The 16,938-nt window shown below is 68.8% G+C and carries 20 protein-coding genes; 10 read left to right on the forward strand and 10 right to left on the reverse strand.

What is annotated here, in order from left to right:
* Window positions 1-192: 192 nt before the first annotated feature.
* Together CRP51_RS26430 and CRP51_RS29025 are read left to right on the forward strand one after the other, a co-directional pair.
* Window positions 193-1,383 carry a hypothetical protein gene (locus CRP51_RS26430; RefSeq protein ID WP_141514668.1) on the forward strand — a complete coding sequence of 397 codons (1,191 nt, stop codon included), beginning with the start codon at window positions 193-195 and terminating at the stop codon, window positions 1,381-1,383.
* Window positions 1,380-1,547 (forward strand): hypothetical protein, encoded by a 168-nt coding sequence (locus tag CRP51_RS29025; protein ID WP_170970686.1) that lies wholly within the window; start codon window positions 1,380-1,382, stop codon window positions 1,545-1,547. Before CRP51_RS26430 ends, CRP51_RS29025 begins: the two co-directional genes overlap by 4 nt.
* 227 nt (window positions 1,548-1,774) lie before the next feature.
* Here CRP51_RS29025 and CRP51_RS26435 read toward each other — a convergent pair whose 3' ends face one another.
* On the reverse strand, window positions 1,775-2,092 hold the full coding sequence (locus CRP51_RS26435) for a DUF8825 domain-containing protein (RefSeq protein WP_097233872.1): 318 nt from the start codon (window positions 2,090-2,092) through the stop codon (window positions 1,775-1,777).
* A 225-nt stretch (window positions 2,093-2,317) separates the two neighbouring features.
* Here CRP51_RS26435 and CRP51_RS26440 point away from each other — a divergent pair, with 225 nt between their 5' ends.
* The 4 genes from CRP51_RS26440 (at window position 2,318) to CRP51_RS26455 (ending at window position 5,244) form a co-directional block, all read left to right on the forward strand.
* Entirely contained in the window at window positions 2,318-2,554 is a 237-nt protein-coding gene (locus CRP51_RS26440; RefSeq protein WP_097233873.1) for a hypothetical protein, read from the forward strand.
* The gene (locus tag CRP51_RS26445; protein ID WP_170970687.1) at window positions 2,551-3,144 is read left to right on the forward strand and encodes an RNA polymerase sigma factor; all 594 of its coding nucleotides are present in this window, start codon (window positions 2,551-2,553) and stop codon (window positions 3,142-3,144) included. Before CRP51_RS26440 ends, CRP51_RS26445 begins: the two co-directional genes overlap by 4 nt.
* Entirely contained in the window at window positions 3,141-4,364 is a 1,224-nt protein-coding gene (locus tag CRP51_RS28585) for a DivIVA domain-containing protein (protein ID WP_141514669.1), read from the forward strand. The genes CRP51_RS26445 and CRP51_RS28585 overlap by 4 nt, the downstream gene beginning before the upstream one ends.
* 74 nt (window positions 4,365-4,438) lie before the next feature.
* A protein-coding gene (locus tag CRP51_RS26455; protein WP_097233876.1) for an IS5 family transposase occupies window positions 4,439-5,244 on the forward strand; the annotation gives its coding sequence in 2 pieces (ribosomal slippage) (window positions 4,439-4,775 and window positions 4,775-5,244; 807 coding nt in all).
* Window positions 5,245-5,299: 55 nt separating this feature from the next.
* Here the strand turns inward: CRP51_RS26455 and CRP51_RS26460 are convergent.
* Window positions 5,300-5,599: a hypothetical protein gene (locus CRP51_RS26460; RefSeq protein ID WP_097233877.1), complete on the reverse strand. Its 300-nt coding sequence runs from the start codon at window positions 5,597-5,599 to the stop codon at window positions 5,300-5,302.
* Complete coding sequence (locus CRP51_RS26465) at window positions 5,592-5,843, reverse strand: hypothetical protein (protein WP_245880820.1); 252 nt, start codon at window positions 5,841-5,843, stop codon at window positions 5,592-5,594. The genes CRP51_RS26460 and CRP51_RS26465 overlap by 8 nt, the downstream gene beginning before the upstream one ends.
* A 630-nt stretch (window positions 5,844-6,473) precedes the next feature.
* On the opposite strand from CRP51_RS26465, the gene CRP51_RS26470 reads away from it, so the two are divergent.
* From CRP51_RS26470 to CRP51_RS26480, 3 genes are all read left to right on the forward strand, one after another.
* Window positions 6,474-7,112 (forward strand): hypothetical protein, encoded by a 639-nt coding sequence (locus CRP51_RS26470; protein ID WP_141514670.1) that lies wholly within the window; start codon window positions 6,474-6,476, stop codon window positions 7,110-7,112.
* A gap of 1,375 nt (window positions 7,113-8,487) precedes the next feature.
* Window positions 8,488-9,150 (forward strand): hypothetical protein, encoded by a 663-nt coding sequence (locus CRP51_RS26475; protein WP_097233879.1) that lies wholly within the window; start codon window positions 8,488-8,490, stop codon window positions 9,148-9,150.
* A gap of 234 nt (window positions 9,151-9,384) precedes the next feature.
* Window positions 9,385-10,839: a hypothetical protein gene (locus CRP51_RS26480; protein WP_141514671.1), complete on the forward strand. Its 1,455-nt coding sequence runs from the start codon at window positions 9,385-9,387 to the stop codon at window positions 10,837-10,839.
* A gap of 199 nt (window positions 10,840-11,038) precedes the next feature.
* Here CRP51_RS26480 and CRP51_RS26485 read toward each other — a convergent pair whose 3' ends face one another.
* Both CRP51_RS26485 and CRP51_RS26490 read right to left on the reverse strand, forming a co-directional pair.
* Window positions 11,039-11,416, reverse strand: coding sequence for a toxin Doc (locus CRP51_RS26485; RefSeq protein WP_097233881.1), 378 nt, complete (start codon window positions 11,414-11,416; stop codon window positions 11,039-11,041).
* Between the two features lie 3 nt (window positions 11,417-11,419).
* The gene (locus tag CRP51_RS26490) at window positions 11,420-11,665 is read right to left on the reverse strand and encodes a hypothetical protein (protein ID WP_097233920.1); all 246 of its coding nucleotides are present in this window, start codon (window positions 11,663-11,665) and stop codon (window positions 11,420-11,422) included.
* A gap of 764 nt (window positions 11,666-12,429) precedes the next feature.
* Between CRP51_RS26490 and CRP51_RS30305 the strand changes: the two genes are divergently transcribed.
* Window positions 12,430-12,801: a DUF8825 domain-containing protein gene (locus CRP51_RS30305; RefSeq protein ID WP_500691306.1), complete on the forward strand. Its 372-nt coding sequence runs from the start codon at window positions 12,430-12,432 to the stop codon at window positions 12,799-12,801.
* Window positions 12,802-13,127: 326 nt separating this feature from the next.
* On the opposite strand, the gene CRP51_RS26495 is transcribed toward CRP51_RS30305, so the two are convergent.
* From CRP51_RS26495 to CRP51_RS26510, 5 genes are all read right to left on the reverse strand, one after another.
* Complete coding sequence (locus tag CRP51_RS26495; protein WP_245880821.1) at window positions 13,128-13,778, reverse strand: DUF3223 domain-containing protein; 651 nt, start codon at window positions 13,776-13,778, stop codon at window positions 13,128-13,130.
* 83 nt (window positions 13,779-13,861) lie between these two features.
* Window positions 13,862-13,996 carry a hypothetical protein gene (locus CRP51_RS30060; protein ID WP_281259711.1) on the reverse strand — a complete coding sequence of 45 codons (135 nt, stop codon included), beginning with the start codon at window positions 13,994-13,996 and terminating at the stop codon, window positions 13,862-13,864.
* A 463-nt stretch (window positions 13,997-14,459) separates the two neighbouring features.
* Window positions 14,460-15,032, reverse strand: coding sequence for a transcriptional regulator (locus tag CRP51_RS26500; protein WP_097233882.1), 573 nt, complete (start codon window positions 15,030-15,032; stop codon window positions 14,460-14,462).
* Entirely contained in the window at window positions 15,032-16,651 is a 1,620-nt protein-coding gene (locus tag CRP51_RS26505) for a helix-turn-helix domain-containing protein (RefSeq protein ID WP_097233883.1), read from the reverse strand. The genes CRP51_RS26500 and CRP51_RS26505 overlap by 1 nt, the downstream gene beginning before the upstream one ends.
* Window positions 16,648-16,938, reverse strand: coding sequence for a hypothetical protein (locus CRP51_RS26510; RefSeq protein ID WP_097233884.1), 291 nt, complete (start codon window positions 16,936-16,938; stop codon window positions 16,648-16,650). Before CRP51_RS26510 ends, CRP51_RS26505 begins: the two co-directional genes overlap by 4 nt.

The raw sequence follows: 16,938 nt of genomic DNA on the forward strand, positions 1-16,938 counted from the left end.
CAGCCATCACAGATGTCCGGTCAGAAGTCCGGTCCGAGCAGCCAGAACCCATGCGAGCGGACGGTGGACTGAGGGCGACCACCCCCCTCTCCGATCGTGAGGTGAACGGTGAACCACCAGGTGCACCACGTCGTCGCGGGCCTATCCGCAGAAGCCGGTCGCGCCTACCGGGCCCTCGGTGCCCTCGCAGAGATGACGCACCCAGATGCGGCGGATCTCGCTGCCGCCGGGGGCCTGTCGATCAGGGCGGCCGAAAGCGCGATGGCGTCGCTGCGGGACCGCCGGCTGGTCGAGTGGGTCGGAGACGACCCGGCGGGAGTGCGGCCGGCTGACACCCAGGTCCTGCGTCATGCGCAGATGACGTCCGGCACCGATGCGGAGCGGACGGCGATGACCCGGCGCTGGGTGGAGAGCCTGCTGGCCACGGCGAGCGAGGCGGAAGCCGCGCTGGTGCCTTACCGCCGGCGCCTTCGGAGGGAGTACACCCTCGCTCACCTGGAACATGTTCCGTGGCGGGATACGGCGGGCGCGGTGGCGTGGGTGCGGCGGCGGGCGGACACGCTCCTGACGGCCGCCAACGTCGCGCACCTGCGCGGCTGGTGGGGCACGTCCTGGCAGGTAGTGGACTCCTTGTGGCCCGCGCTGGTGTGGTTGTGTCCTGCCCCGGTGTGGGACGCGCACCGAACGGTGGGGGTATCCGCGGCTCAGCAGGACGGGCACGAGCCTGCGGTGCGTCGGATGCTCGTGGTCGGAGCATCCGGCTACCGGCAGGAGGGCGCCCTCGTCCGGGCTGGGGCGTGGTGTCGGCAGGCGTTGGAGTCGGCTCGCGCGGACCAGGAGCCGCTGGACGTGGCGGACGCCTTGTACGGCCTGGCGGCCATCCAGCACGTGGAGGGGCATCTGTCCCAGGCGCGGGCGCTGCTTCATCAGGCGATGCGGCTGCGTGACGACGAGGGGTACCAGCGGGGCGTGGCGCTCATCAAGGTCCGGCTCGGGCTCGTGGAAGTCGAGGCGGGCCGCTGGGATCACGGCGTGCACCTTCTGGCAGCGGCGCGCGAGACGCTCCGGGCGGAGAGCGCGCACGACGCGGCCCGCGCCCTGGCCGCGATCGGTCGGGCGCACGTGCACGCCGGACACCCTGACCGCGGCCTCGGTCTCCTCCTCGACGCGCACGAGGAGTTCACGCGCCTGGGGTCGCCCCCCTGGCAGGCACGCTGCCTGGAATGGGCGGGGCGGGCGATGCTGCTGGTCGGCCGGGGAGAGGAGGGGCTGGACCACCTCCAGCTCGCGGTGGCCGGCTACCGCGCGGTGGGCAGCGTGCAGGACGTGCGCAGGGTCGAGGCCGCCTACGGGCAACTGGACCGCCCCGAGGGCACGCGGTGACCGGCGGGGCGCTCGCCGCCCTCGCCATCGCGGTGAGCGCGATCGGCGCGGTGGGCGCGTTCGTCGCCGGAAGCGAGCGGGTGCTGAGCCGGTTCGTCGAGGTGTATCGGCGAGCCGACGAAGCCGAAGCGGAACGGGACGCTACCGGGCAGGCGAGGTCGTGAGCGTTCGCGGCCGGGACCTCGGCTACGGCCACGAAGATCACCCTCTGCTCCACACGCTGGTGCGCGACGCGGAGAGCGGGGTGGTTGGTCTGCTGTGCGGGGTGACTCGAAACCCGACGACGGCGGAACCCGGTGCGAGGATCACCATCCGCAGGGCCTGGATCAGGCCGCCCGGGAGCAGCCGAGAGGTCCCTGTCTCGGTGGACCGGCTGGAACCCGCCCCCGGATCAGGAGACCGCATCAGCCGGCTCGGCTGATCCTCCTTCTCCGGCCAGCTGCTTCAGGCGCATCCGGGCGGCGACGACGTCGTCACCACGCTCGCTCCAGTGGGGGTGATCCCCCACCGTGATGGAAAGCTCGCGTAGCCGCTCCCACAACCGCGCCTCCCGCTCGCCGTCGTCGGGGGTCCATCCGGTGTCGGCCCGGTGGACGGTACCGGCGGCGTCGGTCCACGGCCGCGGCGGCACCTGGCGCAGGGCGAGAAGGGCTTCCTGGCGCTGCTGTTCGGCGGCGACCAGGTCGGCGGGGAAGTCGTGCTGACTCACACCCAGAATGGTACGTGCGTACGATTCCATGGCGGGGAGGCTCGCCGCGCGACCGGGCGGGAGGCGAAGCCCGCCGGGAAGGCCGGGGCGCGTCAGGCTGCAGCGCGGCGGGTCCACGGTCGAGCCGCACCGAACGAAGAAGTGTGTCGCACGTCACGCTACCCGTTTCTGGGTCGTTCGGAGACTTCCCTTATGACGGCACGTCAAGGGAGGGAGTGGTACCAGATGGACGGCGAATTCTTCGCCCGACCGCCTGGCGGGGTACGGAGGCTGGCGACCGAGATGATCCAGGTGCGCGGGGCGGTGGCGATGGAACGAGAGAAACGCCGCACCATGACGGAGCTGGCAGACACGCTGGTTGACAGCGGGCGGGCCGGGCAGGTCACCCACCGGGATGGAGCCGGCGGCCAGTGGACGATCACCCTCGCCTCAGATGACGCCCAGGCGGAGTGGCACGGGTGACGTCGGAGGCCCGGCAGGGACAGGGCGGCACTCACGCCCAAGCGGGCTTCTACCGCGCTCACCACTCACGCCTGGTGGGCTTCCTCCTCCGGCGGACTGGCGACGAGAGAGAGGCCGAAGCGCTCGCCCATCAAAGCTGGGTGGCCTACCTGTCCAACTGGGACCGATACCAGCGGACGTACGACGACCCGGTCGCGCCGCTGTATGTCATCGCCCGGCGCCGACTCAGCGACTGGTACAAGACTCGCGGCTCCTGCGGAGAGGAGCTCCCCGCAGAGGAGGAGTTGGCCAAGCGCGTGCCTCTGGCCGACTGGCAGTCGGACATGGCACAGCACGTAGATACCCACGTCGACCTGTCCCGTGCTCTGGCACGGCTCCCCCACCGCCAGCGGGAAGCTCTCCATCTGCGCTACGTCGATGACCTGGCCCGCACACAGGTGGCCGCGCTCATGGGCATCAGCGACGACGGCGTGAAGAAACTACTCAGCAACGCTATCGCCCGGCTGCGTACCGCTTCCGGCCTGGCCGGCTATTCCAGAACCGTCGTCCCCTCATCCGCGAGGACCACCCGCAAGGAGGTGCGCAAGTGAACTACGACGATCACCCCGACCTGATTCGCGAAATGCTCGCTGATCTGCGTGGACAAACTCCTAGCTACTCCGACGACGTTCTGGAGGCCGGCTTTGCCGCCGTGCTCGCTGAGGTCGATACTCTTGATTCCGCTGGTGTCGATCGAACCCGACTGTTGGCCGAGGAAGCCGAACTCGGCGCTCACGCACACGCCTTGGGCCTGGAGCACTTCGAACGTGGCAATCTCACATTGGCAATTCGATGGCTGAGGACTGCGGTACGCTATGGAGTTCCGGAAGCCACCGGGCAACTAGAAGATGCCAGGGAACTGCACGCCGCAGTCTCGGACACTAACACCCTGGACGTTTCGTCCGACACGGAGAAAGCAGAGCAGGAAAGCTTCACCATCCCCTCTCCGGATTCGGCCAGAATCCCCTTGCCCTCCGATTCGTCCTGGCGTGACTCTCTACATAAGTCGGACAGCGGCCAACGTGCCGCCCAACGTGCCGCTGAGCAGGAGATCGCCTACGCCCGCCACAGGGCCGACAGCATCATCTCCGACGCTCGACAGGAAGCCCACCGCATCATCGGCGAAGCCCAGCGACAAGCGCACCACATCATCGGCAAAGCCCAGCACGATGGCGAGCCACCAGAGTCTGCGACCACGCCAACGCATGAGAGCTTCACGACACATGCACCAGGCACTGGAAAAACCTCTGCGATGGCTGACTTTGTCGTTATGACGAACACCGTCAACAGCTTCTGGGAGTACCAGAGAATCGAAGCGAAATCATTTCACCCCTCCACACCAAAGCGACTGCGGGAAAGGGCTGTGGTGGTGTGGGCGGACTCTTTCGACCTCGTGATTCCACTCTTTCGTACGCCCCGTGCAGCCACGAGCAGGGCAATTTGGCAACACCTGCTCGGCACTCGATGCCCAGAGTCATTCACCGCAGCAGAACGAGCCCTAATCAACCTCGTAGGGAAGGAAATGGCCCACGCCTACTGGCGAGCCAGGGAGGAGGAAGATACCACCGCTCTGGCATCCTTCCTTGATTCCGACAACACCCTGACGGACCGACTCCAACATTGGGCACAGACCATGGACCACAGCAGTGCAGCCAGGACGAGGAACTTCTTGGCCAACCGCGCAGATAAGCCTTCCCGACCCCTGCTCCTCCCTCCACAACATCAGCAAACCCGCCAAACGGGGCCATTGATTCTCGCAGGCGTCGACTAAGATCTCGTAACACGATCTTGTGATGCGGTGCTGGTGGCCGTGTCCGGTGTGAGGATTGGGCCGTTCGTGATGGTGTGAGCAGGCCGTGGATTGTGGACGACGCGTTGTGGGCGGTGATCGAGCCGCTGCTGCCGAAGTGGCCCGAGCGGTCACCGGGCCCGCGACCGGTGGACGACCGGCGGTGCCTGCAAGGCATCCTGTTCGTGCTGTACACCGGGATCACCTGGCAGCAACTGCCCCTGGAACTGGGCTTCGGCTCCGGCCAGACCTGCTGGCGCAGGTTGGGGCGATGGCAGGAGGCCGGCGTCTTGGACCAGCTGCACCGCATACTCCTGGCTGAGTTGAACGCGGCGGGGAAGATCGACTGGACGCGAGCCTGCGTGGATGCCTCCCACGTGAAGGCGAAAAAGGGGGCGAGGCGACCGGCCCGTCGCCGGTCGACCGGGGCAAGACCGGCAGCAAGCACCACCTGATCTGCGATGGGAACGGCACCCCGCTGAAGGTGATCACCACCGCCGCCAACGTCAACGACGTCACGCGGAACCTCGCCCTGGTCGACGGCATCCCGCCCGTCGCCGGTCGAGTCGGACACCCACGCAAGCGCCCTGACGCCCTCTTGGGCGACAAGGGATACGACAGCGACACCAACCGCCGTGAGCTGCGGAAACGCCGCATCCTGCCGGTCATCTCCCGCAAGGGAAGCCCGAACATCGAGGGCCTGGGCAAGCTCCGCTACGTCGTCGAGCAGACCTTAGCCCTACTGCACCAGTTCAAACGCCTGGCCGTCCGCTGGGAACGCCGACTCGACCTGCACAACGCCCTCGTCTCCCTCGCCAGCGGCCTCATCTGCTGGCGACGCCTGAAACACCGCACACCATGATCGTGTTACGAGCTCTAACGGCGAGAGGAAGGGGAACCCGTGCCGCCCCGGCCCGTCAGAAGGGCTGGACGCGGGTGAGGACGCAGTGCGGCGGGTCCGCGTCGGCGACGACAACGTACTCCGCGACACCGAGCAGCCCGCCGTCCCCGAGCGGGAGACGGCGCTGCTGAGGCCAGCGTTCCGAAGTGGTGTGCCCGGGGACCTCACCGCGGTGCTCGTTGATGGCGACGGTAGCGGCCAGCACGGCGGAGAACAGCGCTGGATCGGTCGCGGGATCGAGTAGGAGTGCTTCGACGCCGGGAGCGAGGTGGCAGGGCCAGCCCTCGTCGCTGGCATCGTGGTGCGGATCAGTCAACAGGGAGGCCTCGGGCCTGGCGGCGTGCGAGGACGGAGGAGACGCTCGCCAGCGGGAGGGTGCCGTCCAGCGCGGCGGCCGTGAGCCGGTCGCCCTCCGGGTCGGCGTCGAGCATCGCCTCGCACCACCACCGGCGCAGCACGGCCTCGGCTTGGTCGAGTTGGGCGGTGCCGAGCTCGCGGTAGAACTCCATCCGCCGCGCCGGGGACAGGGCTGCGGCGATGCCATCGGCCGTCCGCGGCACCCGCTCCCCACCTTCTGAAGTGTGATGGTGAACTGGCTGAGCACTCATGTCAGTCATCCTCCCGCCTGAGGCGTGGCGGTGTCGAGCGAACGGCCCCGGACTGAGGCTTTCCACTGTTGTCCCAGCGGTGAAGGGCGTCGGCACTGGCTGTACCCCGCCCGAAGGGCCGTTCACCAGGGCGGTCAGAGGGGCACGTCTGGCAGCCAGTCGACGGTCAAGATCCGGGCGATCTGGTGACGTCTCGACTCGATCCACCGCCGCCCTGCATACCCGCCTCGTGCCGACGGCGACGCACCACCGCCACGGCCTCCTGGCCATCCGGCAACACAACAGCCACCCGCGGCCCATCCGCAGCCGCGAGGCCGACCAACTCCAGATCCTCCTCCACGATCTGGACTACCCACCCCAAGCCAACCAGCTCGTATGCCGCAACGGGAGCGTTGAGCTGGTGCTGAGGGCGGTCGCTCCCGCAGCTCGGTGCGCGGCTTCTGCAGCGGCGCGCTGGACCATGGTGGGTTAAGCACCGCGCGTTGTGGTCGTGAGAACCTGGCGGTATCGCGAGAACACACAGCGTTTGCGGGCGAGTTGTCGACGTGGGCAGCTCGAGCAGACGCGGGGGGCATCCACGTGATGACTTCACGACTCCGCACTGCCCGAGGCCAGACCGCGTGGGCTGCAACCGTCAGCCTCGTAGCGGTTGCCCTGCTCGGCGCGTGTAGTAGAGAGGCCAGCGAGCCTGAGGAGCAGAGCCAGGAAGCGCTTCCGTCACCGTCCGCCCCAGCCGGCGAGGGCGACCAACAGGAGCCACCAGCGAACCCAGACGAAGTGGCCGTACTTGCGGCCTACCAGGGGTACTGGACGACTCACACCGCGGCGGTCAGTGAGGACGGTATTGATGCCCACCGGGAGGCCATCCGCGATGGTGATATCGGGCAAACCGATCTTCCCCTCTACACAGCCGGAGACGCTCAGGAAGAGCTCCTGAGCGCCATTGTGAGCTACTGGGAGAACGGGCGATACATGTCCGGGGAGCCGGAACGGCTCAACCCTGAGGTCGCACGACTCGATCTGGAGGCCGACCCACCCGCCGCCGAGGTCACCGACTGTCTGAATGTCGAAGACTGGTTGCTGTGGGACGCGGAGAGCGGCGAGCAACGGTACTTTCCCGAGGAACGCGCGGTCGAGTACTCCCTGACCGCGCGGCTGGAGAACTGGGAGGGCACATGGCGCGTGATCGAAGCACAGCCGGACGAAGAGTCCACCTGCTGACCAACATCTATCGGCTGTGAGATTTCGTGGACTCGGGCGAGTGAACTGCCCTGGCCAGCCGTCACCTTGTACTTCGCAGGGCGGTAAAGGAGGCATGCGAACCTTTTCTCTTCTTCGACAGGCCGCGCTGGCGGCCCGTCGCTGTTGTGCCCGTCCTCGTCCTGGCGCCCACCCCCACCGCGGCCGCCGCGCCGGGCGACATGGTGTCCCCCTCTCTCCGACCTGATCGCCGCGCTACCGCTCCAGGACGAGGACCGCACCGGCCACAACCGGCCGCGATCAACACGGTCGCCACAGGCTGCGAGGACGTCACTGTCACCGTCGCACTCGCCCGATGGTCACCGCGCCCGGGGCCAGGCGCCCGGTCGGCCGACGCTCAAGCCGGTCTTCGAGGCTTGCTGAGCAGCCCGCGCTTCGAAGGTGAGGGTGACGCCCTCGCCTTCGGCGGGTCAGCTGGGAGCTCTGACGCCTTGAGCTGACCGCAGGTGGGGGGTGCTTTCGTTCTTGCGCGCGCCCCCGTCGCAGTACGCGCACCAGTTCGTGCTCCCGGTGCCCCTCGCGTGCTCCGAAGACGCGCTGAGCAGCGGCAACGCTGCGTACAACCTTTAGGGAGAACGCGAGTTCGCCCGGGCGGCGGTAGAGCGTTCTCGCCCTTGCCGGAGAAGGACGCGGCAGGGGCTGAGGGGGGCATGACAGTGGTGACTGAGTGTCAATTCGTTGGGCTTGGGTTTTTGAGCTTGCCGACGTTGATCATTTGATATGCCTTATAAATATGACTGCGGCCGTTGTTTTTCGATGGAACATGGTCTCAAGTGATCGTGCTACGCACGTAGTTGACCGTGGCGGCGTGATTTCGTCGGTTACTCAGGTCACATCATCGCCCTTACGCCCGGTGACGCTGGCGCCTCGCACTGTTGACCATGTAGCGTCCCCGGCAATACGAAAGGGACCCCACCGGCGTCCAACCTTCCGGGGTCCCCTTCGTCCTCTGAAATGGCTCACGACCTGGAGGGCAGATGCCTTTCCCTGACCGCTCACCGCTGCCAAGCCTTGTGGGGGCGTGGCGGCTCGAAACTACCATTCCGTTGTCTCGCGCGTCTGAAACCCCCGCGAGGGTTGCCTCTTCCGGTAGTGGCGTCTTGTGCGGGTTCCTCGCGGTGCTCATCATGCCGCTGATCCTGCTCCGGGCGGTTGATCCCGCCGTGGCGGCTGGAGGCATCGCGCTGATCGCGGCGTGCCGCCCGCGCGCCTCGCTCGTCTGCTGACGCATGTCTGCGCCGGGTGTGCGCCGGCTCCGGTGCACACCCGGCTTCCCCCCACCGTCATACGGACGTCTATCCCCTCATGTCCTGAGGGCACACAAGCAGAGGCACTGATGCTTTCCTGCAAGAACGAGCGCTGCGACAACGGTGTCGAGCGCAACCCGCTGGGCCGGCCGCGCGAGTACTGCAGCCGCCGCTGCCGCGAGGCAGCACGCCGCGCCGACCAGGGCCCCAACCTGAACACGGCCCGGGCCTACGCCTACAGCGCTGAGGTACGCGAGTGCGCGGACGACCTCCTCGCTCTCGCGCGCACGGTGCACGACCTCGCCTACGCCGACGACGGCTCCCCCGAGACCGCTCTCGGGATCCTGCGGATGATCCACGTCCTGGACGGAGACCTTCTGGACCTCAGCTGCGTGGGCGTGCAGCACGCCCGCGCGCGGAAGGTCCGCCGCGACGACATCATCGCGGCCTCCGGGCTGTCCAAGGGCGAGGTGCGCGGCCGGACGGCGGGCCGGACGAAACAGCGGCTGCAGCAGCGCGAGCAGCGCCGGCGCCAGGCGGCCGGCGGTGCCCAACCCCCGCCCCGATCGGGCGGCTTAACACCGGTCGCGAGCTCGAGCAGAGGGCCGCAGCTGCCGGTCCGTCCTTCCCCCGCCGCCCGCTTCTTCGTCGCCGGGCCCACCATCTCCTTCTCCTTCTCGTTTGCCGCCGGAGGCCGCCATGTCCGTGTCCTGCCCGCTGCCCCCTCGCGTGTCGTCCCGTCAGGACCGTGACTCCATCAACTCCGCGATCCGGCGCCTGGTGAACCGCTGCGCGACAGCCTCCTGGGGACCGAGCGAGCGAGCAGAACTCAAGCGCCTCTACGCCGAATGGCACCGGGCCACCAACCCGCACGCCACCGCCTGACCCGCAACCCGCCGGTCGACCGCGCGGTCGACCGGCGGCCAACCACCGTCGGCCCACTGGGTTTCACAAGGGCCGACAGCAACCAGAAATCAAACGACTACATGCTGTTATACGCAAGGGAGACGGCCAGCGTGCCCAGGAAGCTCAACGACGACTTCTCCAACTCGCTGAACATGCTGCACAGCACCGTGATGCACACCAGCAAGGAGATCAAGGAAGACCTCACCCGCGGCTTCGAAGCCATCCGCACCTCCGGCGAGCAGCACCAGAACGCCACCGAGACCGCGGTGAACTCCGAGCTGTCGAGGATGCGCACCGACCTGCGCGAGACGAAGAACCGGCTGACGAACAACGGCGTCGAACTCAGCCAGGAGGTCCAGGCCCTCCTGGAGACCGTCCAGCGGGAGCTGCGCGACCTGTCGCGCGCTGTCCGGGACACCGCTCCCGCACGGGCGGGAGCGGCCGGCGACCCGCCGGCCGGGCAGGGCCTTGTCGAGGCGGCGCCCGCCCCGGCCGCCAACGGCCGCGGCCTCGGGACCCTCACTGGGACCAGCACCGAGTGGGCGACTTCCAGCCCGGTGCCGGCGGTCGCCGCGAACGACCGCCCGGAGGCTGCCGTGTCGGTCCCCGGCCCGCGGCGGGCTTCCGACGAGACGCCGCCGGCACCCGAGCACCCCAACACCGCCGACACCCCGCCCGACGAGCCCACCCTGGCCGACGCGGGGACCGCGGAGGCGCCGGCGTCGGAGGAGCGAGCCCACACCGAACCGGCGCCGGCGGCGCCGCCGGCGCTGGACGACCTTCTCCTCGCGGTGCGCGAGGCCGTGCGCGAGGAGGTCGCCGCGCTGAACGAGAGCGTCGCCGAGGCCCGCACGCAGACCGCAGTCCTACGCGACGAGGTCACCGCGCTCGCCTCCCGGGAGCAAGTCGACGGCCTGACCGCCGGCCTGCCGAGTCCCGCCGCCTTCACCGCGGCGGTCGAAGAGGCGGTCGCCGGCCTGCGTGCCGAACTGTGCGAGACCCGCGCCCGCCTCGAGGACGCGGTCGCGGCCAACGCCCCGGTACCCGAGGTCGACCAGGAGCAGACGCAGGCCGAGGCGGACCACGCCAGGCTGCTGCGCGAGGCCGCTCGGGTCTCCCGGGCCGGGCTGGTCTGCCACCGCGACCTGTGGGACTTCGTCGTCGGCCAAGCCGACCACCACCCGCACTTCCGCACCCCGCAGCAGATCGAGGTCGACGCGGACGACCGGGTAGAGGCCCAGCTGTCGGGCCGCTCCCTGATCGCCGTACTCATCAGCCTGTGGACCACGCAGAACACCGCGCCCGGCGACAGCGCGGACTGGGCCCTGGCCACCACCCTCTACCAGAGGATCAACGACGCGCTCTCCGAGCTGGAGACCGACGGCACCCAAGTCACCATCACTTTGGACGACCGCACCGCCGACCACGCACAGCTGCCCGCCTTGAACGAGACCGCGGCCAGCGACAACTCGGTCGACGAGGAAGACGTCGACGGAGAAGAGCCCGTTGACGGAACCGCGGACGAGCAGCACTAGCCGGGGCCGTCGAGCGTGCAGCCGGCGGTTGGCACCGCCGGCTGCACGAGGAACCCGAACCCGCCTCAGCGATGCGCCATGCAGCGAGGACGTGGACCCTGCGGTACACGGGATCGCATCGGCGTCTCAGGACGCCGTCTCGCGTTCTTCTCCAACGCTCGGGCACCAGCGCACCGCCATCGCTCCCCCACCCTGGGAACTACAGGCGCCAGGAGCGGATGCGGTCGGCGGCGGCGTAGACGTCGGCGCGGCCTTCGAGGAGGTCGCGGGCAAGGTCGACCAGCGCGCCGTAGGGCGGGTCGACGCCCTCGCCGGAGATGTGCATGTAGGCGACGGCGGTCGCGCAGGCGAAGCGGGCGTTCGCGGCGGGGAGGGGTTTGAGGAGGGCGAGGGTGTGGAGGAGGGCGGCGGCTCTCCAGGCCGGGTCGGAGTCGACACCGAGGCGTGGTGGGTCGACGCGGTGGCGGGCGACGGCGGCGACTAACGCGGAGAAGTCCGCGACGGAGGGCTGCTTGGGGAGGACTTCCTCGTGGCGCTGGAGCAGCCAGGGGACGTCGATGTAGATGACGGGTGGCATGGTTCAGGCGGCTCGCGTCCTGCCGTCGTGCTGGGGTTCGTCGTCGGGGAAGGCGGCGGCGAACTCCTCCTCGTGCTGGTTGAAGAAGCGGCGGAAGACGTCGGCGCCTTCCTTCAGCGCGCGGTGGCGTTCGATGTCGGCGGTCGTCGCTTCACGGACCAGAGCTTTGAGGGTGACCCCTCGCTCGGTCGCGATCGCGCGGAGCGCCTCGAGTTCGGTCTCGGTGAATTCCACGTTGAGTGCCGGCATGGCCACCACGATAGCGTTCGGGTACCAAACCGACAATAACTGCAGTTCAGAGCGCTATATCGGAGGTACCAGAGTGTCTGGGGCGGTCGATCTGGAGCTGCGTCGCCGGCCGGCGCGGCGTTGTCCGGCGGCTCCTTGGGCCGCCCCCTGGGTGGCAGCCGACCCGGCCGTTGCCAGGACGCTGGCCTGGCGACGGTCGGGCTTGGTAGGGCTAACGGGTCTGGACCCACACGACGAGCAGGCTCACCGCGGCAGTGCCGGCGCCGGAGCAGACACCGCGCAGGAATAGTCCTGCCGCGGCGCGGCGACGGCGCAGAACCCACTGCACCACGCGGGGTAACGGACTGCTGTGGGGCCTCGCTCCGTCGCGGGGCTGGTCATTAGGCTGCAAGGAAGTTGTCCTCTCCGTGTCTGTTTCTCGGGGTGGCGACGAGGGGAGGCTGCGTGACCCAACTCGGCCTAGGAATCGAATGGGTTACGCGGTTTCCTCGCCTCACGGGAGTCTACGGAGGGGCGCTGACGGCGCCGGCTTGCTCGCCCGAGCCGCCTGTAGGCACAAGATCGCAGGTCAGTGCGGGTACGACGTACTCAATGGGGGGTCAAGCACGCGCCAGCCTCAATGGGAGCCACCGGACCTCGCAACGCGTCTTGTGGGCCCGTCCGGGCAGGTCAGCGCGGCGATGTGAACCTGAATTTGCGGACGCTCTGGGCGTCTTTTGGGATGTGAACCTCAACAGGCTGTTGACCTCGCTCGTGAAGTGCTCGTGGAAGGCACCGACCTTGCCGTCGGTGCTGCTGGACGAAGCGACAGTCCTGTTTGCCGAGGACGGCGGTCTTCCCGGACGGGTGAGCTTGGGCAGCGGCCTGTCGTTCTTGTCCTTGTAGTCCACGTCGGAGATGAACACGCCGGGTTCCGACCGTGGACCGACGCCACCGGGACTGAGCATCGGGCCGACAACGGGTGGCGCCCGGACCACGACGACCAGGAGCAGCGGGTCCGCGCCCGGCTGCTGGAGATCTCCGAGGCGCTGCTGACCCATCCCTACTGGGCTACCGTCCCGGCAGGGACCGTGGCGGCCAGGGCCCGGCTGAAGCAGACCGCCCGCCCTACGGATGCCGCGACCGGCGACGACTGACACCGCCCGCCGGCAGGCCGGTGTGAGGTCGACGGGTGGCCCAGTCCCGGTGGGCGCAGGCGGGCTGGTCAGTACCGCGTGCGGATGCGCGGCAACGGGTGAGCCCCGGGCCGTTCGGTCCGGGGCTCGTCGTGCGTGGTCAGGATCGGATGAGCTGGAGGCCGGGGCGCGCGGGAGGTGAGGTTCGTCCTCCTCCGGCGACTTGGGTGGGGATCAGGCCGAAGACGTACTCGTTGAGGTCTGCGACGGTAATGGCCATTTCGGCTGCGATGTCGGCCGCCGTCATCCGCAGGACGGGCTCTTCCCGCTGTCGCCACGCTGAAGCCTCAGACACAGGGACGTCGAAGATTCTCCTTCGATGTCAGCAGCCCAAGGACGGCGTGCTCTTGGTGGTGAGCTTGCCACTTGGATCCAAGCTGCCGATCAGTGAACAGCGCAAGCCCTCGCTCTGTCTCTGAGGTGAGTTCGACGGCTTCCCATCCCCCGACATCAGCGATGAACTGAGTCGCGAGATCGTGGAACCTTGGCCCTCGGAAGTAGGAGACGTGGGTATCGGCGGGGTCCAGCGCGGCTCCGGACTCGTCCGAGACAAGCGTTCCGGCGGCTCTCCGGGACTCAAAGTAGCTGTTTACCTGCGCCTCGATCTCGGTGCGCATCGCAGCTCGAACACGCTGCGCGTGGGACGGCGGCTGCAGGCACTTCATGTATGAAAAGGGCTCTCGATGGCCATTGATATGGACCGCTTCAGGTCCATTATGATTCCCTCGGGGTGTCTTGATGACACGGAAATAGTCGACACCAGGGCCGATCTTTTCCTCTGCGTCTGGATGCATATTCAGCAGATCCCTCAGCAGCAGGTCGTCTTCTTCGTTCTCGACCACGGTGTGTGCGCGGTACCGACGCAAGATATCGCGCACAGCTTCTTCCCGCGCCTTCTTCGTTGGGTAGCGGCGCGTGCCAATCATGTACTCGGGCAAGACAGTACTCTCCCTGGCGTCGAAAGGACTTGCAGTAGAAACCGGATATCGGCCGGTACCGGGAATGGCGTTCGGGGTGCGAGCTACTGGGCGGCGACCTCGGGTTCCTCCGTCGCTGGCGCGGCGGAGTCGTTGACGGCCACCACGGGGACTTCGGTGGGAGGTTGACCCACCGTGATGCTGTCGATGGCGGGGGCGAGCGCGTCGCACATGCCCACGGCCAGAGGGTCGGAGGCGCCGCGCCAGTCGCCGGAGTGAGCGTCGTGGTCTAGGAGGCGTAGGTATTCGACGAGTTGAGGGCCGTTGAGGGTAACCGCGACGAGGCCGCCATCCAGGGGGTCGAGCTCGATGTCCTTCGGCTGGCGATTGGACGGCCAGTTTGGAGCAGCCGGTGGCGAGCATCAGCAGGACTGTGGTGATGGCCACCCGGTGGGCCGGAGTGGCGGTGAGATCGTCGTCACGACGGCATTCTGTGCGGCCATCGAGGAGCACACGGCTGCCTGACGGAAATCAGATGGTATGGGCGGCGCGCGTCGGCTTGGGCGCGCCGCCCGCGCACAACCCGGGCCCTGCGGGTCAGCCAGTGGAACCTGACGGTCGGCAGCGACAGGCCGGGCAGGTGGGCGTGCGTGCCGGAGCCCTCGACACGGTCGGGTGTCGAGGGCTCCGGGCGGGGGCGGTTCAGATGCCGAACCCAATCGAGCTGACGTGGGAGTAGGAGTCGTAGTCGGAGCCGAGGTCGGTGATGATTTCGTCCCAGACGATGTCGAGCATTTCGCCGTCTTCGTTGATCCAGGCGGCGATGATGTCGTCCCAGATGCGGTAGCCGCGGACCGTCACCCGTCGCACGGTCAGGTCGCGGGCGCGGCCGCGGGTGACGTTGCGTTGGTCGACGGGGTGGATCTCGATGCGGGTGCCGGTGCGGGCGAGGCGGCGTTGCCAGTCGATGGCGAGGTTGCGGCGGCGGAGGTCCCAGTACGCCTCGTCGATGCGTTGCCGGTTGACGGGGAGTGGGCGCCGGGTGCCGGCGGTCCAGGCGGCGATCGTGCGGGGCCGGGTGGTGATGCCGGCCCGGGCCATCGCTTCCCGGCCGGCCGGGGAGTCGAGGTAGCGCAAGCGCGCGGCGAGGCCGCGCTTGGTGTCGACCGGGCTCTTGATGCCGGTGACTTGGCGGTCCATTTCGCGTCCGAGGGCGACCCAGCCGGGAACGCCGTTGGCGCCGTAGAGGCCGAACTGTGTCCAGCGGCCGGCCATCAGCCGTCACCCCCGCGGCCGATGGTGTACTCCGACTTCAGCTTCATGTCGGTCAGGCGCCGGCCCTCGGTGAACACGGTGCGCCAGTCGCCGCCGGTGACGTGGAGTTCGTCGGTGCCCATCATCCGCACCAGCGTCAGCCCGGCTTGGTGGGCTTTCCACGCCTTGAGCCAGAGGTTGGTGAACGCCTGGGAGCGGATGATGTGCATCCAGTCGGGGCGGCGCATCTCGCGGTTCGCGCTGCTTTCGCCGATGGTGGAGATGAACTTGCTGTACATGGCCTTGACGTACTCGAGGGTGACGCGGTCGCCGTCTTGGAGCGCGGTGTCGCGGGCGGTGGCCAGTTCGCGGCGGAACCGCTCCAGCAGCGCCTCCGAGGAGCCGGACGTCCAGGATTCGTGGATCACCGGGGCGGCGCACAGCCGGTACTTGGGGCCGGACAGGCGGTTGAGGAGTCGGAGGGTGGGGTCGGTGACCCACAGCGGGCCGGGCTCCTCCCTGGAGCCGAGGGGGTTGGGGAGGTCCTCGTGCGCCCACTCGGGCGGGTCGATGAGGTAGACGCCGCTCCGTTTCCGGTCGTAGGTGCTGTCGGGGTTGTGGCGGAGGGTGCCGATCGGGAGGTGGGTCTTGAGCGCGGACAGGTAGGCGCCGTTGACGTCGAGGGCGGTGACGGTGCGGGCCGGCCCGGCCTCAACCTGCTGGTTGCGCCATTTCGGGCGGCCTTCCCAGATGAGGTCGGCGCCGTCCCGGGACGGTTTTTTCAGAATCGGAATGGCGTCGGTATCCACGTAGTTCGTGAAGTCGTACGTCGATCCGACGCGGGTGGAATTCAGCAAGGCCATTCCGTCCGGGATGGCTCGCTTGATGAGCGCGGCGAGGGCTGCGTCGACGTCCCCGCCGTTGTCTTCCAGCGCGGCGGCGACGTTCCGGGCGATCAAGCCGCCGGTGTCCTCCCGCCTCTGACCGGCACGGCGCGCCGGGCCGGCGGCGCCCGGAGAGCCCGCGGCGACGGTGGCGGAGCCGTTCGCGGCCGGCGGGGCGTCGGCGTCAGCCGGATTGGCCGCGCCGACGGCGACCGCGCCGGCGCCCCCGGTGTTGGGGGCGCAGAAGCCGCCGAGGTGCTGGGGGCGGCCGGCGGCGCGGTAGGGGGTGGGCTGCCCGCACAGGACGCACGGCTCGGGTGTGGCGGTGACGACGGCGCCGTCGGGGAGCCGGTCGGGGTCCCGGACCGGAACGGGCGCAGGCATGGGTTCCGCCGGGGCAGGAGTGGGGGTGGGGGGCTCGGAGGCGTGGGGCGGTGTGGTGTCGGACGGGGCGTCAGTGGCCGTCTGCGGGCCGGTCGCTGGGCTGCCCGGGCTCGGGGCCGGGTAGCGGGCCGCGAGGCCGTCCAGAAGGCGTGCGTAGGCCGCGCGGGTGGTGCCTTGCGGCTCGGTCCGGCCGGTCTCCCAGCCGGCGATCGTGCCGGGCGCGACTTGAAGTACGGAGGCGAGTTCCGGGCGGGACAGGTGCGCGGCTTCCCGCAGCCGCAGACGTTCCTCGGGCGCGGGCAGATCCCGCGGCTGCGCCAACAGGGCGTCAACCGCAGCGAACAGGGCGTCCGGGTCCTGGTCGGGGCTCATCGCGCGCCTCCGATCTCGTCGTCCATGGCGCGGTGGAACCGGTCCATCTCGGCTTGGTAGTCGGCGAGGTCCGCCAGGATCGGGCCGAACGCGGCGCGGGCCTGGTCGGCAGTGATGTCGCCGGCCTCGATCGCGGCCAGCAGCTGCATGACGGCGGGCAGCTCGATCAAGGCGCCCCAGCCAGGCAGGTCGGAGCGGTGCCGGGGGTAAGGCGAGCCCAGTTGGACCTTGACGTCGGCGATGGTGACCGGCCCGGCCTTGATGGTGCTGTGGGTGTCGAGCGCCAC

This window comes from Streptomyces zhaozhouensis (genome assembly GCF_900230195.1).
In the GTDB taxonomy this organism is placed as follows: domain Bacteria; phylum Actinomycetota; class Actinomycetes; order Streptomycetales; family Streptomycetaceae; genus Streptomyces; species Streptomyces zhaozhouensis.